The 18,949-nt window shown below is 60.2% G+C and carries 18 protein-coding genes; 13 read left to right on the top strand and 5 right to left on the bottom strand.

Going from position 1 to position 18,949, the window contains the following annotated elements; genetic code table 11:
• Positions 1–6 precede the first annotated feature (6 nt).
• The 5 genes from BLR24_RS10370 to BLR24_RS10350 form a co-directional block, all read right to left on the bottom strand.
• Positions 7–657, bottom strand: a complete 651-nt coding sequence (locus BLR24_RS10370) for a DUF7002 family protein (protein WP_093016511.1) — start codon at positions 655–657, stop codon at positions 7–9.
• A 12-nt stretch (positions 658–669) separates the two neighbouring features.
• Positions 670–2,250, bottom strand: coding sequence for an adenylosuccinate synthetase (locus BLR24_RS10365; RefSeq protein ID WP_093016509.1), 1,581 nt, complete (start codon positions 2,248–2,250; stop codon positions 670–672).
• A 28-nt stretch (positions 2,251–2,278) separates the two neighbouring features.
• The gene (locus BLR24_RS10360) at positions 2,279–3,586 is read right to left on the bottom strand and encodes an ImmA/IrrE family metallo-endopeptidase (protein ID WP_175543245.1); all 1,308 of its coding nucleotides are present in this window, start codon (positions 3,584–3,586) and stop codon (positions 2,279–2,281) included.
• Between the two features lie 538 nt (positions 3,587–4,124).
• Positions 4,125–4,991: an ImmA/IrrE family metallo-endopeptidase gene (locus tag BLR24_RS10355; RefSeq protein ID WP_254787236.1), complete on the bottom strand. Its 867-nt coding sequence runs from the start codon at positions 4,989–4,991 to the stop codon at positions 4,125–4,127.
• Positions 4,988–5,314, bottom strand: coding sequence for a helix-turn-helix domain-containing protein (locus BLR24_RS10350; protein ID WP_066113304.1), 327 nt, complete (start codon positions 5,312–5,314; stop codon positions 4,988–4,990). Before BLR24_RS10350 ends, BLR24_RS10355 begins: the two co-directional genes overlap by 4 nt.
• A 175-nt stretch (positions 5,315–5,489) precedes the next feature.
• On the opposite strand from BLR24_RS10350, the gene BLR24_RS30685 reads away from it, so the two are divergent.
• From BLR24_RS30685 to BLR24_RS10290, 13 genes are all read left to right on the top strand, one after another.
• Positions 5,490–5,654: a hypothetical protein gene (locus BLR24_RS30685; RefSeq protein ID WP_175543244.1), complete on the top strand. Its 165-nt coding sequence runs from the start codon at positions 5,490–5,492 to the stop codon at positions 5,652–5,654.
• A 57-nt stretch (positions 5,655–5,711) separates the two neighbouring features.
• Positions 5,712–6,971, top strand: a complete 1,260-nt coding sequence (locus tag BLR24_RS10345; protein WP_093016503.1) for a nucleotidyltransferase domain-containing protein — start codon at positions 5,712–5,714, stop codon at positions 6,969–6,971.
• Between the two features lie 47 nt (positions 6,972–7,018).
• Positions 7,019–7,426 carry a type II CBASS E2 protein gene (locus BLR24_RS10340; RefSeq protein ID WP_254787235.1) on the top strand — a complete coding sequence of 136 codons (408 nt, stop codon included), beginning with the start codon at positions 7,019–7,021 and terminating at the stop codon, positions 7,424–7,426.
• Positions 7,427–7,483: 57 nt separating this feature from the next.
• Positions 7,484–8,392: an S-4TM family putative pore-forming effector gene (locus BLR24_RS10335; RefSeq protein ID WP_093017318.1), complete on the top strand. Its 909-nt coding sequence runs from the start codon at positions 7,484–7,486 to the stop codon at positions 8,390–8,392.
• A 14-nt stretch (positions 8,393–8,406) separates the two neighbouring features.
• The gene (locus tag BLR24_RS10330; RefSeq protein ID WP_093016499.1) at positions 8,407–8,628 is read left to right on the top strand and encodes a hypothetical protein; all 222 of its coding nucleotides are present in this window, start codon (positions 8,407–8,409) and stop codon (positions 8,626–8,628) included.
• Positions 8,625–8,930 (top strand): SMODS domain-containing nucleotidyltransferase, encoded by a 306-nt coding sequence (locus tag BLR24_RS10325; RefSeq protein ID WP_093016497.1) that lies wholly within the window; start codon positions 8,625–8,627, stop codon positions 8,928–8,930. The genes BLR24_RS10330 and BLR24_RS10325 overlap by 4 nt, the downstream gene beginning before the upstream one ends.
• Before the next feature lie 123 nt (positions 8,931–9,053).
• Entirely contained in the window at positions 9,054–10,763 is a 1,710-nt protein-coding gene (locus BLR24_RS10320; RefSeq protein ID WP_093016495.1) for an SIR2 family protein, read from the top strand.
• Positions 10,745–11,176, top strand: a complete 432-nt coding sequence (locus tag BLR24_RS31260) for a nucleoside 2-deoxyribosyltransferase (RefSeq protein WP_093016493.1) — start codon at positions 10,745–10,747, stop codon at positions 11,174–11,176. The genes BLR24_RS10320 and BLR24_RS31260 overlap by 19 nt, the downstream gene beginning before the upstream one ends.
• A 482-nt stretch (positions 11,177–11,658) precedes the next feature.
• The gene (locus BLR24_RS10310) at positions 11,659–12,228 is read left to right on the top strand and encodes a hypothetical protein (protein WP_093016491.1); all 570 of its coding nucleotides are present in this window, start codon (positions 11,659–11,661) and stop codon (positions 12,226–12,228) included.
• Positions 12,229–12,346: 118 nt separating this feature from the next.
• The gene (locus BLR24_RS10305; RefSeq protein WP_093016489.1) at positions 12,347–16,045 is read left to right on the top strand and encodes an ATP-binding protein; all 3,699 of its coding nucleotides are present in this window, start codon (positions 12,347–12,349) and stop codon (positions 16,043–16,045) included.
• Entirely contained in the window at positions 16,042–16,701 is a 660-nt protein-coding gene (locus BLR24_RS10300) for a hypothetical protein (RefSeq protein WP_093016487.1), read from the top strand. The genes BLR24_RS10305 and BLR24_RS10300 overlap by 4 nt, the downstream gene beginning before the upstream one ends.
• Positions 16,698–17,954 (top strand): hypothetical protein, encoded by a 1,257-nt coding sequence (locus BLR24_RS10295; RefSeq protein ID WP_093016485.1) that lies wholly within the window; start codon positions 16,698–16,700, stop codon positions 17,952–17,954. Before BLR24_RS10300 ends, BLR24_RS10295 begins: the two co-directional genes overlap by 4 nt.
• Entirely contained in the window at positions 17,951–18,781 is an 831-nt protein-coding gene (locus BLR24_RS10290) for a DUF7281 domain-containing protein (RefSeq protein ID WP_093016483.1), read from the top strand. The genes BLR24_RS10295 and BLR24_RS10290 overlap by 4 nt, the downstream gene beginning before the upstream one ends.
• The last annotated feature ends 168 nt before the right edge of the window (positions 18,782–18,949 follow it).

Below are 18,949 nucleotides of genomic sequence, written 5' to 3'. Positions count from 1 at the left end.
TTGCTTCTATAGTGCCAACGTGCCGAGCACTGTCTCGCCCTTCATGCGCCGGACCTCGGTCACGTGCTTTGAAATATGGGGAACGTGATAGTCGACCACCACTTCCACTACCTCCTTTTGCGGGCTGCCATTGGCCTTGATTGGGTAGTCCGGTATTCGGCGGAAAGTCGTCGCACCCCGGCGATGGGGAATGGGGAAGGTGTTGCCGGAGTTCATGTGGCACAACCAAATATCCGCAGCATGCTCTGCCAGCAAAGATGCCGTGTCGATCGTTAACACGTCATGTTCAAGATTCCGGTAGTGGCGGGCGTTCAACAAGCCCAACAGGCGATGCTCTTCGGCCCACATGAACACCTTGGCATTTAGCAGCTTGTACCAGTCAGTGGGCGTGATGCCGTCTTGAAGGCCCAGAGCCAGCCGTTCAGGTGGCATGGGCTTCTGATCTCTAAGGATGATCGCGCCCTCACCTTTACCCAGTTGCACTTTGTCCGGCCGATGGCCTGCTTCGAGTGCACTACGCTGCAGACCACCGATGGCGTGATAGTCCAGCGCGGCGGAAGTACTCATGAGTCCGTTAGCCTTGATTGCAAGCCAGGTGTCTGCCTCGGCCATGTGATAAAGCCGCGGGTAGCGAGCGGCAAGCTGATCGACATTCATATTCTGATTAACTCACCACATCCTGCGGTCAATGATGTTTCGGTCGTTGAATGCTGTTGAAATCATCGAGACTGGTATGCCTCCGACCTTCTCAACTTCTTCAATAAATCGCAAGGTGCCTTCATTCAGCTGTTCATACCTGAACGCTTCCCGGTTCGAGACTCCGAGGTAATCGGCGAACGTGAGAGCGATGTCCGTCGGGCCGTTCAAAATGAGCGAGCGTCTGAGCTGCGACCAGTCGAATTCCGCCACGTTGCGTGGACGTCCAGACACAGACCCGACCTCCGTCTCTTTCAGTTCCGAATAGGCGATACCGGAGCGGTCGGCAATCGCCCCGAAATCGATCTTCTGACTCATGTACCCGGAGGTATTGCCCGAAATCGAATCACCAACGCGGATGGGATAGGTGCGGCAGACCATCAATATCTTACGCACGTTGCGCGATGCGAGGCCGGCCTCCGCCAGACAGGCCGCCGCAGTCGTCACCCGAGAGGTGACGTGGGGGTAGTGCCCATGGTGAAGGCTCAAGGTGGTGCCTTGGGTGCCTTCGAGCATGATCTTCTTTCCTGAAGAGAAGCAACTGGCGAAGAACTCAATGGTGTCGCCGACATAGTGCTTCAGTTCAGGAACGTGCTTTGCTAGCCGCACTTCGCTATCGGGCTTGCGATAGAGGATCTTGCGGGCGGTTGCCGCACCGATGCCTTGAGCGGTTGAGCCGATCGCCGCTTTCAGGTGCTGCACCTCCCAATCAACATCGGACTGATCAATCATCATGGCCTGGGGATCGATCATGAGCTTGTCGAATGGAATGGCGAGTTCACCGATCTCCTTCAGCAGCGTGGGCAGACTGATGACGGCGCCTGCGCCCACTATCAGCATAGCGTCGCGGTTACCGAGTGCTCCCGAAGGCAATTGCCGGAAGGTGTAAGGCTGGGCTCCTGCGCGGAACACTTTATGCCCGGCATTGGGTCCACCTACTCGCACGAGCACTTGGTACTCGGGGGCCAGGTAGTTGGCAATGTTGCCCTTCCCTTCGCTTCCGTACTGGCCACCGACCAGAACGTCCACGAGCGGGGGAGCAGTCAGTGGCCGGACCTGCTCGGTACGTGCTAGGACGCGGGCGAAGACGTCGGGTGCGCTACAGCGATCGGTGTCAATGACGACATCGGCGATCTTGGCCATTGGCGCACACTCACGTGCGTCCGAATTTCCAGAGACCCTGAGTCCGCTGCGCTTTTGTAGCGCCCCGTCGCTGCCATCAAGATGGACGTGAATGACGGACCAGCCGCTTTGGCGCAGGTACGCGACATGCGCCACTAATGTGGCGCCGTCGACGACCAGCAAGCCGAGGGCGTTGTCGTTCATAAGGCGCTTGTTCAGTTCCTCCGCGAGCCAATGGCCGTCCGATTCGCTGTCTAGCGTAAGCTGCGCACGTTTGACCGCACTGGCGCGCTTTCGGTTTCTTGTCCAGACCTCACTGGCCAGCGCCGGGACCTCGATGAGCGTAGCGTCGCCTCGATTGAGCAGTTGCGTTGCCAGTGAAGTTTTTCCTGCGGCGTGTCTTCCCGAAATGACGATGGCGCGTGGCTTCATGTTTATGGGGGCAGGCGAGGTCTTGGTTTCAGGCTGGAAGGCGGTATACGGTTGTAGGAACGCCCCGGTCCACCAGCTCCTCGGTGAGAAGTTCCTTCACCACATCCCAGTTCGCTCCCCCGTGGCCTGTTCCAACCCGCGGCATGTGCACCGTGGCATTCAAATCAATGGCCTTCTGACGCACCTCATGCAGACAGTCGGCAAGGGCGGCGTACCGCAGTCGTTGGGAGTCTGATCTTCCGATGCCCCGCTGTGCCACCATATGGGCGATCTTGACTCCGTCGCCCAGGTCCCCCATCACCACCTTGCCCAGCGAAGGAGGGTGTCCGCCCGTTATGCGCTGGAATTCGGACCATGCACCAGGGAAACGCTTCCGCAGCTGCGAGGCGAAACCATTGCCGCCCCAAATCGTTCCGGTGTCAGGAATGACATGCGCCACTATCCGGGTCCCGGCGCCGCGAGGCCGCATGGCGTCGCCGATGACTTCGAGTATTTCCGGCGGTTTGTGGCCAGAAGATGCCGTGGTGGGAATGAAGAATCCGACGACACGGGGTGTGACAGATCCAGGGTAAGGCGCGAGTCCCATGCATTCAAGGCGCAGCAGCTTGCCGTTGCCCCAGTCTTCATGTCCGACTGCAGTGAACCCAATGGCCGAAGTCTCTCGGATCACACTTCCCTCGGGGACGATCTGGCCTACCTCGAATGGAGCGTCCCAACCCGGTGCTGCGATCACGTAGTCCAGTCGATATCGGCCGTCCTCATGCATCGAAGCGCAGAACGCTGCGGCGGGGACTTTGGACAATTTAACAAGCCGGATGAGGCATGCTTCCACCGAAACGTCAAATTCCTTGCGCAAGCTCATTACGCTCTCGATGGAAAGCTTTTCGCCCGAGAATCCGACAAAGCTGCCCAAGGGCATTAGGAGTTCAGCCGCACCGATATTGCAAAGTACCTCAAGCTGCCAATTGTCACGGTCCGCATGCGGGCTCACTCCGCGGTTGCGGATCTGTTCGGCGCAATCTGAGAAAAGCGAGTGTGCAATCTCATGCGCGATAGAAAATCTGAGCCGTCCGCGTGGGCGCGTGGGGTTGTACTCTAGCGTGATAGTTGATTCGCTTGACGGTACCATGCGCGCGTCCGCAATATCGCCGCGTGCTTCTATTCGAAGGCCAAGCCACTGTGCCAGCGCGAGTGGATCGAATGGCGGGCCGGTCCATCCCTCGTCCATGGCTTTCAAAGCCAGCGCCCGCGCTTTGGCCTCCATCTGGAGCACCGGGTCCTGGCCCTCTGCGAATGTGACGACCGACCGGTTGGTCCACTTGAATCTTTTGGTCATCAGGTTTGGAAATTTGAGTGGCGTTGGGCCCTTGCGTTCATTGTCACCTAATCGTGCGGGGGCGCCTGATCCGTCTCGTTGTATTGCTGGAAGTCGCCTCATTGCACCTAGATGTTCGCGCACAACATGGAACACGGCGATCCTCAATTCGCCAATGCCGGCTGAGAATGTCGGCAGGCGCGACGACGGAAACAGAGTGTTCTCGCAACTTTCATTGTCATCGCCTGGAGTGCCGTTGTACTCAGCTGCAATGCGTGAGATCGACTAAAGCGGCGGATCACCCGCCGCAGCCTACTGCTCGCAGTGCTGTTTTGTGCAGGGGTATTGTGACCCGCCCACCTTGGAACATCCACTGGGCGTCGGGCGAATGCAAGTCCTCCATCGCGGGCCGTGTTCCTCGGTGCCCGCTTTGGACTGTGTGCGGGCGCTCCGTTCAGGTTGGTTGAGTGTCTGCGGCGGCCGAAGGCCACGGTTTACAGATTGAGGCCCGATGCATGAACAATACATACTCTTTGCCTGATCCGTCCACGGCGAGAATTCAGAACGTGGGGGGTGCTGTTGTCATATCTTCGTCGGGCGCATCCGGATGCTCTACACCGGGCGAGTCGAGGATCAGCAAAGAGATGGACATGTCATACCGGTCGGAGAGCACGACCATCTCGCGCACGGGTAGCCTCATAGGCCAGACCCCTTCGGGGTGTTCCACGCCCAGGCGATAGTCCGTAGTTGAAAACACCTGGTTTGGGCTTACAGCAAGCGAGCCCAAGGGCAGTTCCATGCCCTCCTGCAGTGTTCCAAATGCGTAGTTCCTCGCGCTGCTACTGGCCTTCCACCAATGCAGCATTCCTTCTCTTCCCATGACGGTAATGGCGGCCTGATCGGTGAATTCCAGCCACTTGAGAATTGCAGCTGTGAGGGAGACGCCGTAGCGGTCCGCGCACTCACCCAGCACATCAAGAGTGATCCGGCGCCCGCGCACCTGCTGGACGTAGTCGTCGATAGGCATGAGGAGGTACGACGCAAACTGGTCTGCCTCGCGCTCGATCCTTGCCCCGGTGATGCCCAGGGTCGCGCTCTGGGAGCATTGGAACGCCTCCTGCAGTTTGCGATGCAGGACGTAGTGTCCGAACTCATGCGCAACGGTGAAGTTGGATCGTCCTGGTAGATCGGGATGTGGGTGGTAAAGCAGCGCCCAGACTTTTCGCTCCTTCAGCCAGAACAATCCGCCCTCGAAGCCTTTCAGCTCGCGGGCTTGCAGCTCCCCGATGGGGGCTTCGGGAGCCACGTTCCTCGACCATTCCTGCGCCAGCGCTCCGGCGTTGATCGGAAACTTGAGGCCGTGGACGGCGCGCCACAGCTGCGCCATCTTGATCGCCTCCCGCGCTGGAGATAACGGCTCGATCAAGAGCCGGCCTTCTTGTCGAGGACGCTGAGGATCTCCTGCAACTGCTGCTTCACGCCATTGTCCAGTGACTGGTACTTGCGGAAGAAAGCTTCGTCGGCTACGTCGATCGAGGGCTCGGCGACATCGTCATTCATGAGGAATTCGGGCGTCACGCCCAGGACCTTCGCCACCTCATTGATCCGGTCTGCGGATGGGCGGGCCTTTTCCTTGTTCTCCAGTTCCCATACGGATGACTTGGACGCGCCGATCTGCTCGGCGAACTGTTCCAGCGTCAAGCCTGCTTTCTTCCGCAGTGTGCGGACCTTCTCACCCAGTGTTGGCATGCCTGTTCGGATTTCCGATAAAAAAAGTACTTGACTCCAGAAGTTCGGGAGTCCACAATTTTTATTGTGATTGTTCCGAACTTCCTGTGCAACCCCGATTTGGTAACACAGCCAGAGGGGAAGGGGTCGAAAGCCGGAATGTCGCAATTAACCAACCGACCCTGAAAGGATGACCATGAGCAAGACGTTTAAGCCCGGTACGCCCGCACCGAAGTCCGGCCAGTACCAGAACCCGGGCACCGGCAACGAAATAACTGGTGTGAAAGGCAAGCCGCTGCCGCCGACGCCGCGGCCGGGTCAAGGTTACAAGCTGGTGGACGCCACCAAGCACAAACGCTGAGCTTGGGCGAGTCCAGGTGAAGCCGGCAGTCGTAAACAACAATTTCAAGGAGCCCCTGTGATCCGTGAACCTGTGACTCTCCCCCAGCGCTCCCGCATCTCCGTGCGCTCGTCGGCGCGCTTCTTCCACTTGGTGGATGTCATCGCACGCGCCCACGAACCCACAGCCACCCAGTTGGCAGCGCTGGAGCGCTCCTACAACAGCACCGGTGAGTTCCTCTCGGCATGTCCGGAGTTCCAGGGCGACCTCATCCAGATCCACGCCCACGGTTCCCGGCAGTTGGGCACCATCGTGCGACCGCGTGATGGCTCCCGGGAGGGTTTCGACATCGATCTGATCGCGCGCCTGGCGTCAGGGGCGCGTCGCAAATACGAGGGCGAGCACGGGCCAGTCCTGCTGCTCGACCGCCTGCATCGCGCCTTGTCCCGCTACGCCGATGCGCATGGGCTCCGGCTGCACCGCTGGGAGCGTTGTGCGACGTTGGAGTATGCCGAAGGCATGTGCGCCGACATCGCGCCGGTTATTGACTCTCCGTTATTGACAGCGCCGTTTGGCGAGACGCATGGCCTCATCCCTGATCGCGAGCTGCGGCTTTTCGACTCCACGAACCCGCGCGGGTACGCGAAGCATTTCGATCTCGCCGCCACGATCTCGCCGAATTTCACAGCCGTGATGAGCTTTTCGGAGGCGATGGATTCGGTGACGCGCGCAGAAGTGACGCCGTTGCCTGATGCGCAGGAGGTGTTCGACCGACTGCTGTGCCGGCTGGTGCAACTGCTGAAGCTGCATCGCAATGTGGCCTTCGGCATTGCGCAGGGAAGTCAGGACCTGGCACCTTCCTCTGTTTTCCTGACGACGTTGGCCGCGATGGCGTATGCGGTGGAGGCGCCGCAGCCGCACGAGAGTCCCCTGGAATTGCTGCTCGATATCGTTGAGCGGATGCCGCTGCACTTCGGGCAGCTCCCCCGGCCCGACGGTTCCGAAGAATGGGTCTTGCCCAACCCGTCCGCCCCGGGGGACAACCTGGCGGCCGGCATGAATTCTCCTGCGCGGCAAGGGGCGTTTTTCTCGTGGCATCAACGCCTGATGGGTGATCTGAAGCGCATCCTGCACGCGATCGAGAACCATGAGGGCCTGGATGTCCTGATCAAGGCGCTGGAGGGCGCGTTCGGCCCCCGCTGCGCTGGCGTCATCCAGCAGGACCAGACCCAGCGTCGGCAAAGCAACCGCGTCGCGGGCCGGGTGACGTTGATCTCGTCCGCAGCCGCCGCGCCGGTCAGTGTCGCAGCGCGGCCCCATACGTATTTCGGCCGCTGATGACACCTTACCCGGCCCCGCCCGTACCGACCTTGGCCCAACGAGCCATGGAACTGCGTGCCCTGCCTCTCGATGGCGCCCGGCTGATGTTTCTGTCGGGCCGCGCCTTGCGTTATCGATTCCATCTGGCGCCGAGCGACTTCGGTCGCGTCTACGAGTGTGAACTGCGCCTGACACCCGATTCGCACCCACCGGAAATGTTCGTGCTGAGTCCTGACCTGACGACCCTGGCCGACGAAGCCGCGCTGCCGCATATCTACCCCAACAACGGTACCGGCACCAAGCTGTGTCTATGGTGGCCGAAGCAGCGCGAGTGGCTGCCGCAGATGAAGCTGGTCGACACCTACATCGCCTGGACCGCGGAATGGCTGTGGCATTTCGAGGACTGGTTGACCACAGACGTGTGGGCCGGCGGCGGCGAGCATCCGCAGCAACGCAGGAGGCGTTGGGCTTGAGCCAGCGGGGACCTAGACCGCAAGACACCAGCAATGATGCAAGGAGCAGAGAAACGCATGAATGAAATCGACAAGAAGCAGGTGGAGCCGCGAATGCTCAATTTGCTGCGTGCCAGGACGTTGATCTACCGGCGAGCCAAGAATGTCCAAGCGGCGGGCCTCGTGATCTCGCTCGTTTTCCCAATCGTCGGCCTGATCGTGTCAGCGCTGCTCCTCCCGTCGAAGCCATTCATCGCGTTCGCCGCCCTGATGTTCAGCTTCTTGGAGGTTCTGCTTCTTGATCGCTGGCACCGTGCGCAGCTCAAGAACGCGGCCAAGCTGCAGGAGGATTTCGACTGCACGGTATTGCAGATGGACTGGAACGCCTTTCTGGTTGGTCACCGCATCGACCCGGAAGATGTCTTTGCCGATGCATGCAAGCAGCTCAGTGACAAAGACGAGCAACGGTTGATCAACTGGTACCCGGTCGCCGTCAAGGAGCTGCCACTCCATTTGGCAAGGATGGTGTGTCAGCGCACCAATCTCTGGTACGACAGCGCTTTGCGCAAGCGCTACAGGTTCGCTCTTTTGACTGGCTGCGTAGTGCTGTTTGCATCGGCCGGATTCGCCTCGCTCGCAATCGATCACACCATGACGACCTTCGTGCTCTCGACGCTGGCTCCAATGACGCCGGCGATGATTTGGGCGCTCAGAGAGTGCAACCGACAAGCCGTGACATGCGAGTTGCTGGACCGACTGAACGATGAAGTAAAGAAGCTCTGGGACCGCTCCCGCGGCGGCGCCACGGAACGGGAGATCAGCACACGGTCGCGCGAGCTGCAAGATGCCATCTTCAGCCATCGGGCTTCCAGCCCTTTGATCTTTGATTGGGTCTACAACTTGTTGCGCAGGCAGATGGAAGAACGAATGAACGCTGGCGCCGACCACTGGGTGAGTGAATTGCGTTCGGCTGGCAACGTGCGCTGAAGGCGGGAAGAAGAATGAAACTGGTCCAAGACGTCAACGCATTTCTGAACGACGCGGTCAACGTTAACAGCACGCGCTTCAAGCAGTTCGAAAGCAGCATCGAAGCTATCAAGGCGGCGGTGCGCGACTGGAAGCCTTCCACTGCTGCTTCGCCGCGCAAGGATCCTGGGCTCACAAGACCATCATCAAGCCCTGACCTAGAGATCCGTTCGATCCGGACCTACTGGTTTACGTGAAGCCGGTCGTGGATTGGGAAGCGAAGGACTACATCAACGAACTGCCTGCGGAGATGGGGAAACTCGGTCTGTATAAACACAAAATCAGGCGTTACTCGCATGGCATCACCATCGAGTGCGCTGGCGAGCGCAAGATCGACGCGGTGCCTTGCGTGAAGGAGCGGCTTCACACGGGTGTCTGGGAGGTTTGCAATCGTGATACCAATCTCTTCGAAAAGTCCAACATGCTCGACCACACGGACTGGCTGATCGAGCGCAACGGCATCTGCGGGAAAAATAACTTCCGCAAACTGCCGCAGTAGCAGCTCTTCACCGGTGCAGACAGCGGCGATATCGCTGTTCGGAATTGCGAGTACAGTTCTCGGAATTCGAGCTACTTCGCTGTTCACCAGCTACGCTGTCAGCATAGACCCGATCTAGATCTGATGCAGCGCAACGTGTCGCATGCCTCAATATCCCAAGCCATCGGCATCCATGCGCGAGATCGTGCCGATTTTTCTTGCTTGTCATCAATCATCACCATGTCCTTTCTCTCCGACAACATCAAATACGTCGTGCACATGCGGCAGCGAATGTCCAAAGACAATCGCTTAGGGCTTTGCCTCGGGGCAGGTGTCAGCATGGACTTCGACATTCCGAGTTGGAAGAAGCTTATTGAGCGGATAGCGGATGATGAAAGCGTGAATGGCGTGAAGCTGTTGCAGGCTTCAGAAAGTCTGACCGCGCAGTCTCAGTTTCTTTACCAAAAATACGTGCAGTCTTTACCAAAAATGGAAGAGCACGAGGACGAAGTGGTTCGGGAACGCCGCATTCAGACTGGCTGGTTGAAGCTTGTGCACAAGTGTCTGTACGCGACTGCGAAGACCGACGATGCCGACCTACGTGCACATCCCTATCTGTGGGACCTGGCCCCGCTCATCAAGAGGTCGGCTATGACTATCAACTACAACTTTGACGATACGGTGGAGCGAATGCTCTACCAGCAAAATCGAGAGCGCGGAGTCCCAACGGGTGAAGACAAGGGGTTCGAAGTCATTTGGCAGCCTACGGCGCAGTTCAGAAGGAACCACGGCGTGGTGTACCACCCCAATGGCTTTCTTCCCCTGCAAACCATCGACGGGCTGAGCGAGCAGGTAGTCTTCATGGAGCAGGAGTTTGCTGATCAATTAGTCGACGTTGGTGCCGGCCACTATGTGTCCCTCCTCAGCCATCTGGCAAAACACACAATCGTATTCATTGGTCTTTCAATGAGCGATGCGAACCTGAAACACTTGCTCCGAATTTCTGCGCGGAGCAACCCAGGTAACTTTCACTATCATGTTCACTGGTGCCGAGAGTCGAAGCCGAACGCTGAAGAGCAGAATGCAATCCGGACGGCGAACTTCAGTGTCTACAACCTAGTAACTCTGTTCCTTACGACAGAAGAGATCAAAGAACTAGCGCGACTTTTGGTGACAGACTCAGATGACTTCAACGCGTTGTGCGATGCCGAGCTTCAAGGAACGAGAACCGAATATAAGTACTATCTGACCGGCCCAGTCGGCACCGGCAAGACAACGACTCTGGAGCAGCTAAAGAGCATCGCCACCTTCGATGAATGGGTAGATAGAAGAAACGCGTTGCTCGGCCGACCTCACAGCGAGTTGACAGAAGATGAACGTGCAGACGTAGACGGGTGGATTAATCAGCAATTCAGGAAGAAGAACCGACGCGTATCGGCAGCATCTCAAGTCATTGCGGCAATCGATAGGAGCCCGCTTGACCCTTTGTACTTCGTCAAGGATGAGAGCGGAGTTGCGAAGCGAGCTTCAGAGTTGCTTCACTGGATGGTTCCACCAGAGGGGCCGGTTGGGAGCATTGCCCCTGGTCACCTGATCGTTCTGCAATGTGATCCCAGGGTTCTTGTCCTTCGCTTAGCGGGACGAGATAAGACCTACAACGTCGATCAACTCGCTCCGCAGATCGAAGCAGTAGATCGAATGTGGAATGGTTTAGGCGCAACGGTGATAAACACAACGAATCTGACGCCGTCGCAAGTCGTGACGAGGGTCCTAGAGGTCATCTTTTTCCGGCCATACAACCCAATAGACTTCCACCAAATCTGCAAGAGTAAAGCGTGCGGGGTCGCTGCGTGAAAATCTACTTGGCTGCGCCGCTCTTTAGTCCAACAGAGCGGGAATTCATAGAACAGCTTGCGAGCAGAATTGAAAAGACGTGGGATGTTTATGTTCCGCATCGTGATGGACACCTTGTTGAAGCAGACATCGCCCGTGGTTTGGACCGAGCGGAGGTATATCGGGCCGTCTATCGAAGAGATATCGAGGAGATTCGAAGGTGTGACGTTCTGCTTGCGGTCCTCGATGGGCGCACACCGGACGAAGGCGTTTGCATTGAAATCGGCTTCGCAAAGGCGCTAGGAAAGCGCGTCGTCGGCCTAAAGACTGACGTTCGAACTGCCCTCCCATGGGGGAACAATCCCATGGTAGACGGTTGCGTCGATCAGTGGGCAAGGACACCCGAAGAGGTCTCGGACTTATTGACTCACTGAGACGACTGGAGCACACCAGCTTGGAGTCATCTATGCTTGCGTACGTGGAGATATTTTCGCTTCGCGGGCGGTAGCACCGACGAGTTCCTGCCGTTTGCGACCGTTTCCAATCAGTCGTCACCGCTAAGCAGACGCGAGAGGCTCCGCCGGGGGCAATGCCGCTTAGGCTGGTTTGGTTTAATTGTCTTGTCGGCAATGAGCGACTGTGTTCTCCGCAAGCGCACGTCAGTTGTCGGCGCGAGAACTGCGGCTGCGGGACTCTATGGATGATTGGCTCTGCTTTCAGGCAACTTGACTGCGCAGGAAATCAGAAGGAGCCGTTGGCATCGATGGGGCCAAACAGCTCAGGTATGTCGCGCGTCTGCGAGGGGCGCTGCCGACTCGGCGAGGTGGACGGCACCGGTATTGCATCGCGACTCCGTGCCGGAGCCTGCTTACGGGCGCTTTGCCTAGGCGCTAAGCTTCGTTCATGATCGCTAGCCATGATCCACGAATCTCACTACTGGAAAGACGACCTCATCAAGTCCGCCGCTTCGCTCGAGCGTCGTCTAAAGCAACGGCGCTGGTACGACGGAACGTTCGCGGACGTCGAGAAGAAGGTCATGCTCGGGTTCTACGCCATCCGCAAGTTGACCGAGGCACACAAGATCGATGACAAAACGGCAGGACAGAGCCTCTCAGTTATCGCATTTCCGTCGACTGGCAAGCCAGTGACACGGATCAACCGGCATCGATGGTGGGAACTATACGATCTGGAAGGCCCGCGCAAGACAAAGATGCAGCTGCTCCCGTTGTGCCACCAGTTCGTTCACAGCTACGTCTTCGGCTGCGCATTCGACGAGGAACGCGTTCTGGACTCAGTGCTTGTGTCGTCTGACCGGGAGCGCAACCGCATGCTGTTTGGGGTGCCTGTCGGCGAGGTAATTCGCGTGTTCAAGAGTATCGGAGAAAACTACCCGAACTCCTACCGTTCCTCGTTCAACGAGGCGAAGCGCGATTACGACGTGATCATCAAGACGGAGAAGCGAGGCGAGATCTCGATTCTCGGATGACGCCCTGCGAACCAAGCCTCGACGGGGTCGCTTGTGCCGCCAAGAGCCAACGAACCTGATATGCCGACCGTCGTAGCGTTTACGCTGCAGGGATTCAGCAGATAAATCGAAGCACTTAATGACATACCGCCTTTGCCGCACGTTGCTTGTGAATGCCGGCACCAATCAACGAGTCCCCAGCGCCCGAATCACGGCAATCGATCCTCGCGGTGGCGCGGCCGTGCTTGGAGACAACGGTGTCGGCAAGACCAGCACACTGCAGATCGTGCCGCTGTTCTTCGGCCATCCACCGAGCCAGATCGTGTCGGCGGGCCAGGGCAATTTGCCGATGATCCGGTTCTTGCTCCCGACGGACGCGAGCGCCATTGCCTTCGAATATCAGCGGGGCCCCAACGAGACGGACATGCGGCTCGCGGTCATCCGCCGCCGCGCTGACGATCCCGACACGCCGTTCTACCGGTTCTACAACTGCGGCTTCATCAAGGATCTGTTCGTGCGCGATGGACGCTTCCTGAGCGATGACGAGACCCAGCTACGCGCCACCGAGCTCGACATCCCGACCAGCAGCAAGCTCAGCACCGCGGAATACAGGAGCGTCATCCTGCGTGTGCCCTCCAACACCAAGGAGAAGGATCGGCTGCGTCGCTTCAGCCTGGAATGGTCGTATGGCCCCAAGCCCCTGGACAACTTGGATCGTCTCGTCGCCGCCATGGTGAAGAAGCACGTGAAGTTCTCCGACATCGTGCAGGTGGCCGTGGGCCTTGCACAGCAGGACATCGGCCAGGGCTCCGAGCGGTCCAGACTTGCGTTCCGACAGGGCAGGGCGCCGATCGAGCGTTGGATGCGCAACCGGGATGCTGTCGCCGAGGCGTTCAGGCTCGAAGGCCAGATTGGAGATCTCGGTCTCGATCTGAAGGAACACCGAGCCGCGGAATCGAGATTTCGAGCGCGGCGGGCGGACTTGGAGTTCATTCGGCAGGCGCGAGCTGCTGAGCGCGTGGAAGTGGTGCGCACCATCGAGTCATTGGAGGTGAAGCGCAGGTCCGACCTTGAGCGGGAGGAGTTCGAGCGCAGCGAGATCTCGGAGGCGAGCAAGGTGGCCACCAAGCGCAGCATCGATTCCAAGGAAGCGTACGACCAAGCCGAAGCCACGTCCGAGCTCTTCGAGAAGGAGCGCGCCGGCTACTGGGAATCGAAAATCGAGGAGTTGCCCACCCTGCGCCTGAGTCGCCAGAACGCAATGCGCCAGGCCGCGGCCGCGGAGGCCGCGCATGCGTCCGTCACGTCCCGCTATGAGGCGCTAGAGCAGGAACTGCGCATGCGCACGGCCGCCCGCAGCCTCGAGATTGAAACCAGCAAGCAGCCCCACCGAGTTCGCCTGGCCCAGGCGCTTGCCCAGATCAACGAATCGGAAGAGGGCGCAAAAACCCAGGCGTCCGCGCTTCGCGATGCCCAGCGTGAGACGCTGAGTGCCGCCAAGGAGCCGCTGCTCGAGCTGCGTGGAGCTTGGCAGAGCCGGGTTCGTGAGCCGGCCGCTTCGCAGCAAGCACTCAACGAACTGCAGCAGGCCAACGAGAAGCGCCATCGGCACACGGATAGCCGCTCGGCGATTGTCCAATCTCTGGCTGCAGCCAAAGCGAAAGACCTGGAGGCGAAGCGCAGTGGCATGCAGCTCGACGGCGAGATCCGTGCCGAGCAAAGCCGTCTACAGGAGCTGATTGCCGCGGCCGACGAGGCGCGTCTGCGATTGAACCCGCAGCCTGGCTCGCTCCTTGCCAAGCTGCATGCCCACGACGACGAGACCTGGCGGCGCGACCTGGCCAAGGTCATCGACGTATCCCTTCTGCATCGGGAGGATCTCGACCCTCATTTCATGGAAGAGAGTTCGCGCACGCTCTATGGCTGGGGCCTGCGCACATCGGCCATCGCTTCGCCTGAATGGGTGCACAACGAGTCGGCGAAGCGGCTCGTGGAGGAGGCCGAAGCCCGCGTGGGCGCTTCCCGGGCCCACTTGGAGATGCTGCAGACGCGCGTCGCGACCGTCTCACGGGCCCAGAAGGATGCAGAGTTAGCAGTCCAGGTCGCCGAATCGGGCCTGTCGATCCACGATGCCAAGACCGAGGAGATCAACGCCGGCTTCGAACGGGCCACCCACCGCGTCGAGTCCGAGCGAAGCGGTTCGAAGACGACAGCGCAGGCCGAGCTCGACCGACTGGCGTCCGAGCTTCGCGCCATCGAGCAGCAGCTGGTCGGCCTCAACCACGCCCACGCGAATGACATCGAGCAAATCCGCCAGGCGCACCAGGCACAGCGCAAAGCGGCGCAAGAAGCGCACGATGCATCGATTTCCGTGATCGATGAATCGCTCAAGAGCCTGGCGGCTGACGCGGACAGGCAGGCGAAGGAGATTGAAGCGCAGCTGGCTGAGCACCTTTCCGAACAAGGTGTCGATCCAGCGCGGCTTTTTGCGCTCAAGAAGGACGCCGACGCCATCAACGAGCTGGTCGACGAGCTGGAAGCCAAGGAGAGCCTGGTCGGCCGCTGGAGGAAGTGGCAGGCCGCCGGCGGCTCCGTGCGCGTGCAGCAGCTGCAGGCGGCAGCCAGGCGGGACCATGAAGCGGCGCGGACCGCGGTGGAGAAGCTGGCCACGTTCGAGCAAGCCGCCGCCGAGGCGAAGCGAGCTCACGATGAGCTCACGAGTGCCAAGGAGAAGCGCCGCGAAGACATCGACGATGAGCTAGTGACCCTCGAAGGCCTGGACGAAGAGTTCGGGTCCTACCAGGCTGTGGGCGTGTCCGCGATCGACCCGCACACCACGGCGCGGGAGCTGCGCGGCAGGGTCCACGCTGAACTCCAAGCCATTACCAAGCTCCAGACCGGGATCACTTCGACCACGGGCCGGTTATTGACCGCGATGACCGCCAAGGATTCGGCCGTGCGCGACCTGCTCGAAGCGAGCATGACCGGGACCGGGGAGGGGCCCATCGCGCGTGCGCAGGAGCTCGTGACGGCGTATCGCCTGATTGGTCCGCAAGTCGCGACGGACGTCAACCGCACGCTGGCCGCTTTGCTGGCCAACATCGGGGCGTTCCGCAAAGCGATCACCAATTTCGAGAACGAGGTGAAGTTGTTCAACGAGCGACTGGGGACCGGCCTGCGCGCGGTCCGTTTTGCACGCATCAAGGACCTGCATGTCGACCTGGTGACGAACTTCGACACCCTTGGCTTCTACAAGAAGCTCCAGCGCATGGATGAGGTGGCGCGCCAGCACGCAAGCGAGTATGGCAGGGACCCTTCGCGCGACCTGCCCTCGGACGACGTCACACAGGCCATCGGCGCTTTCCTCAGCGTCCTCGGTAGCGACGGCACCCTGGAGGTCAACTTGGCGTCGCACATCAACTTGCGCGGCCGCGTCACCGACAACGGCGTGCCGAAGGTGTTCATGCGTGAGAGCGAGTTCGAGAGCATCTCCTCCACCGGGCTCACCACCCTCATCAAGGTGACATTGATGACCGGATTGCTCAACACCATCCGCGACAACGAGACAGTCTATATCCCTTGGGTCACGGACGAAGTCGGAACCATCGACGGTGGCAACTTCGTGGCGCTGATGCAGATGTTGCGGGACAACTGGATCGACGTGATGACCGCTTCGCCCGATCTGGGCCCGACCCAGCATGCGCTGTTTGCCCGGCGCTACCTGTTCGAGGACAGGGGCCGTGTCCGCGAATATGTGCCTGCAGGAAGCCTGCACTCATCGCAGGCGGCCGACAGCACCAGCATCAACGCCGGCGGGGACATCGAGGTGATGCAATGAATGCCGGTGTTCTGAGACTTCTGTGGGACGGTGCGTACATCTGCCCGGTGCGATACCCGCTCGAGTACGAGATCCTCAGCGACGCGACGGAGCGGGAGGAGGTGGGCGCCTGGCTTCTGCACGCTAACCTGCGCCTTGCCCGCCTGGGCGAGGAGGGCGCTTTCTTCATGGCGCCCGACGTGATCGGCGCCGCGGACATCACACGCATCAAGGGCGAGCTCGCCAAGTTCCGCGACACGTATGGACCGGCCGTCCTCCTGCTGGACTTCATCCGGCAGAGCGACGTTGGCGCAAGGCTACTTGTCCCCGGCGAGTACATCGTCCTCTATGAACTGGAGAAGGCGGTCTCTCAGTCGAGTGTGCTGGAGACCCAGCTCAAGTCGCTGATTGGCGTCATCAGCAATGCCGCGCATCGCAACAGCAACCACGAGAACCTTCGGCGGCTGCTCGAGCACCTGCTCCGCGATGGCTACGTCGTGGTGGCCAACAAGGACACGGGGGCGTACCAGGTCACAGGCAAGGTCGACCAGCTGTATGCGGTGCTGCAGTTCCTCGACGAAAACAAGGTCATTCCGGACCAGGAGGTCGATGACTTGGACGAAGGTGCGCAGCAGGAGATTCCGATCCGACCCGAGCCGGGGGGGGAAGACACGTGACCGAACGTGGCGATCAGGTCCAGCGGCTTCTGGCCGGATTGGCGAAGCACTCGGACCTCGTGGCAGAGGCCTACGAAGGATCGATCTCAGGCGGCGACCGCCAGCGCAATTCGGCCATCGAAGCACTGTTCAACCTGAGCGTGCTGATGGCGTACGACGAGGACGAGTATCGGCTCAACCCACGCATTCGTGAGTTCATCTCCGATCACTTTTCCAGCTATCAGGTGCTGCAGGCGCTGAGGCGCGTGTCGGGCACCATGCACCAAGCGCGCGAGCAATGGAGCGAGCTTCGCCGGCTCAAGGCCACCGGCAGCGTGAGGGATCAGGCCCGGGTGGAGAAGGCCCTGGATGAATCGATCGTCGAGATTGCGTATTCCATCGAGCAGAATCTGGCAATGCTGCACTCGTTGATTTCGACCCAGTACGGAAACGTGGACGATCTGGCGTCGAAGTTGCGGCAGAACCGGTTTTACGCGCGCCAGGTGGACATGTTTCTGCGTGACGTGGAGTCCATCGATGCCTTCGTCGAGGTGGTGTCGAACGAGGCCATCGCTGCAGGCCTTCCGTACGTGCGCAACGTGGTGACGCGACGCCTCGGCGCCAAGCGCCTGAGCTGGACGTCCCAAATCAAGGACGCACAGGTCGCGATCAGCAAACGGCTGTTCGAGGCGCGGCTGATGGAGCAGCAGCTGCGGCGCCTCTCGCGATTCGCGCTCTGGATCGGCCGCAACAAGACCATGGATGGCTGGGATTTGGAGGTCGACGAGAAGATTCCCCATGCGCTCGCGGGCTCTCTACCGTTGGGCTTCCGACCGCAGCCGGATGTCTCCGACCCGGACCCGGTCACGATGGAAGGGGTGATGGCGGCCATCGCCCGGTTGCCCGTGCTGACGTCGGTCGCACCGGTGCAGCAGGAGGCGAGCCCCCAGATTCTCATCGAGGACGAGGAGCACGTGGAGTTCACGCTGAGTGCTGAGCATGCCGCGCTCGAAGACCTGGCCCTCGCGGCCGCGAACGCGCGCGAGCCGATCTCTCTGCTCGCTTTCAAACGGGAGCGGCACTCGCTGGTGGACACGAGCGACGCGGCCTGGATGGTGTTCGCGTGTGCCCAACTCAGGATGCGTAAGTTTCAGCTGGATTTCGTGGAGGCCCTCGAGGAGGATTCTTTCCCGATCAACGAACACTTCCACGATGTGCGCGTGCGAGCGCCAGTGGTATCCGCCTCTTTGACAGGGCGGCCTGCGCTGCTATGACGTTCACGTCGCAGCAGATCTCTTTCCTGCAGCGTCTCGTCGCGGTGGCGCCTGCCTCGAACCGCATCGGGCCGACGGCGCTTTTCTTCAGTGAGCACTACAGCATAGGAACGCCTGTCGGCTCGGAAGTGACCTACAGCGCGCAGCACCATGCGGCGGCCGCGAAGCTTTTGCAGGCTCACCAGCTCCCGGTTGCCAAGCTGGGGGAGCGAACCAGCCGCGCCGAGGCGGCGGCATTCGGCGGCATGTCCGAGAAGCACTTCAGCGCCGCACCTCGCGCGCGATCGGTCTCGGTTCGCTGCATTGGAAACTGCACCCTGGACGGCCGCAGCCTCTATACGCCCGATGGAACTCACCTGGTGGCGACGCTCGAGCAGGCTCGCGCCATCGCCTGCGACCAGATCATGGTCGTCGAGAACTTCGAGACTTTCCGGCAGATCAGTTCCTACCGCTGGATTCGATGGGGCGGCACTGGGACGCTGGTGGTCTACCGCGGCGATCCGGAAAGCCCTAACGAGGATGCGGCCGCTCTTGTGCGGGAGCGGGCTGAGCCCGTGAGGGGCTTCTTCGACTTCGATCCTGCGGGGCTGATCATGGCCAGGTCCATTCCGGCCCACAGGTTCAGAGGCCTCGTGCTTCCCAGGAGAGAGTGGCTGAGGGCGGCCGCCGACACACCGCACGGACGCCAGCTCTACGACAGGCAGTTGCGGGCGTTTGGCTCCGCGCTGGATGAGGCGCCAGGATCCCTGATCCGGCTGCACTGGGAATTCATGAAGTCTCTCGCCAGTGCAGTCGCGCAGGAAGCAATGCTGAATGCGTCGGATTGATTCGGCCTAACGAGCCATGCGGAATGTTCTGCTGAGTCGTCATTTGCGAGAGCGGTCTCTTCCTCCGCAAGGTGCTCGAGCGTGCTTCGCTCGCCCGCCGCCGCAGCCGGTCGACACGACTTGGCGGAGCAGGTACTCTCTGGAGTGAACCTCTGCGGCTAGTACCAC

It is taken from the genome of Variovorax sp. OV700 (genome assembly GCF_900099805.1).
GTDB lineage: Bacteria > Pseudomonadota > Gammaproteobacteria > Burkholderiales > Burkholderiaceae_C > Variovorax.
This window is presented reverse-complemented; position numbering and strand designations above follow the sequence as displayed.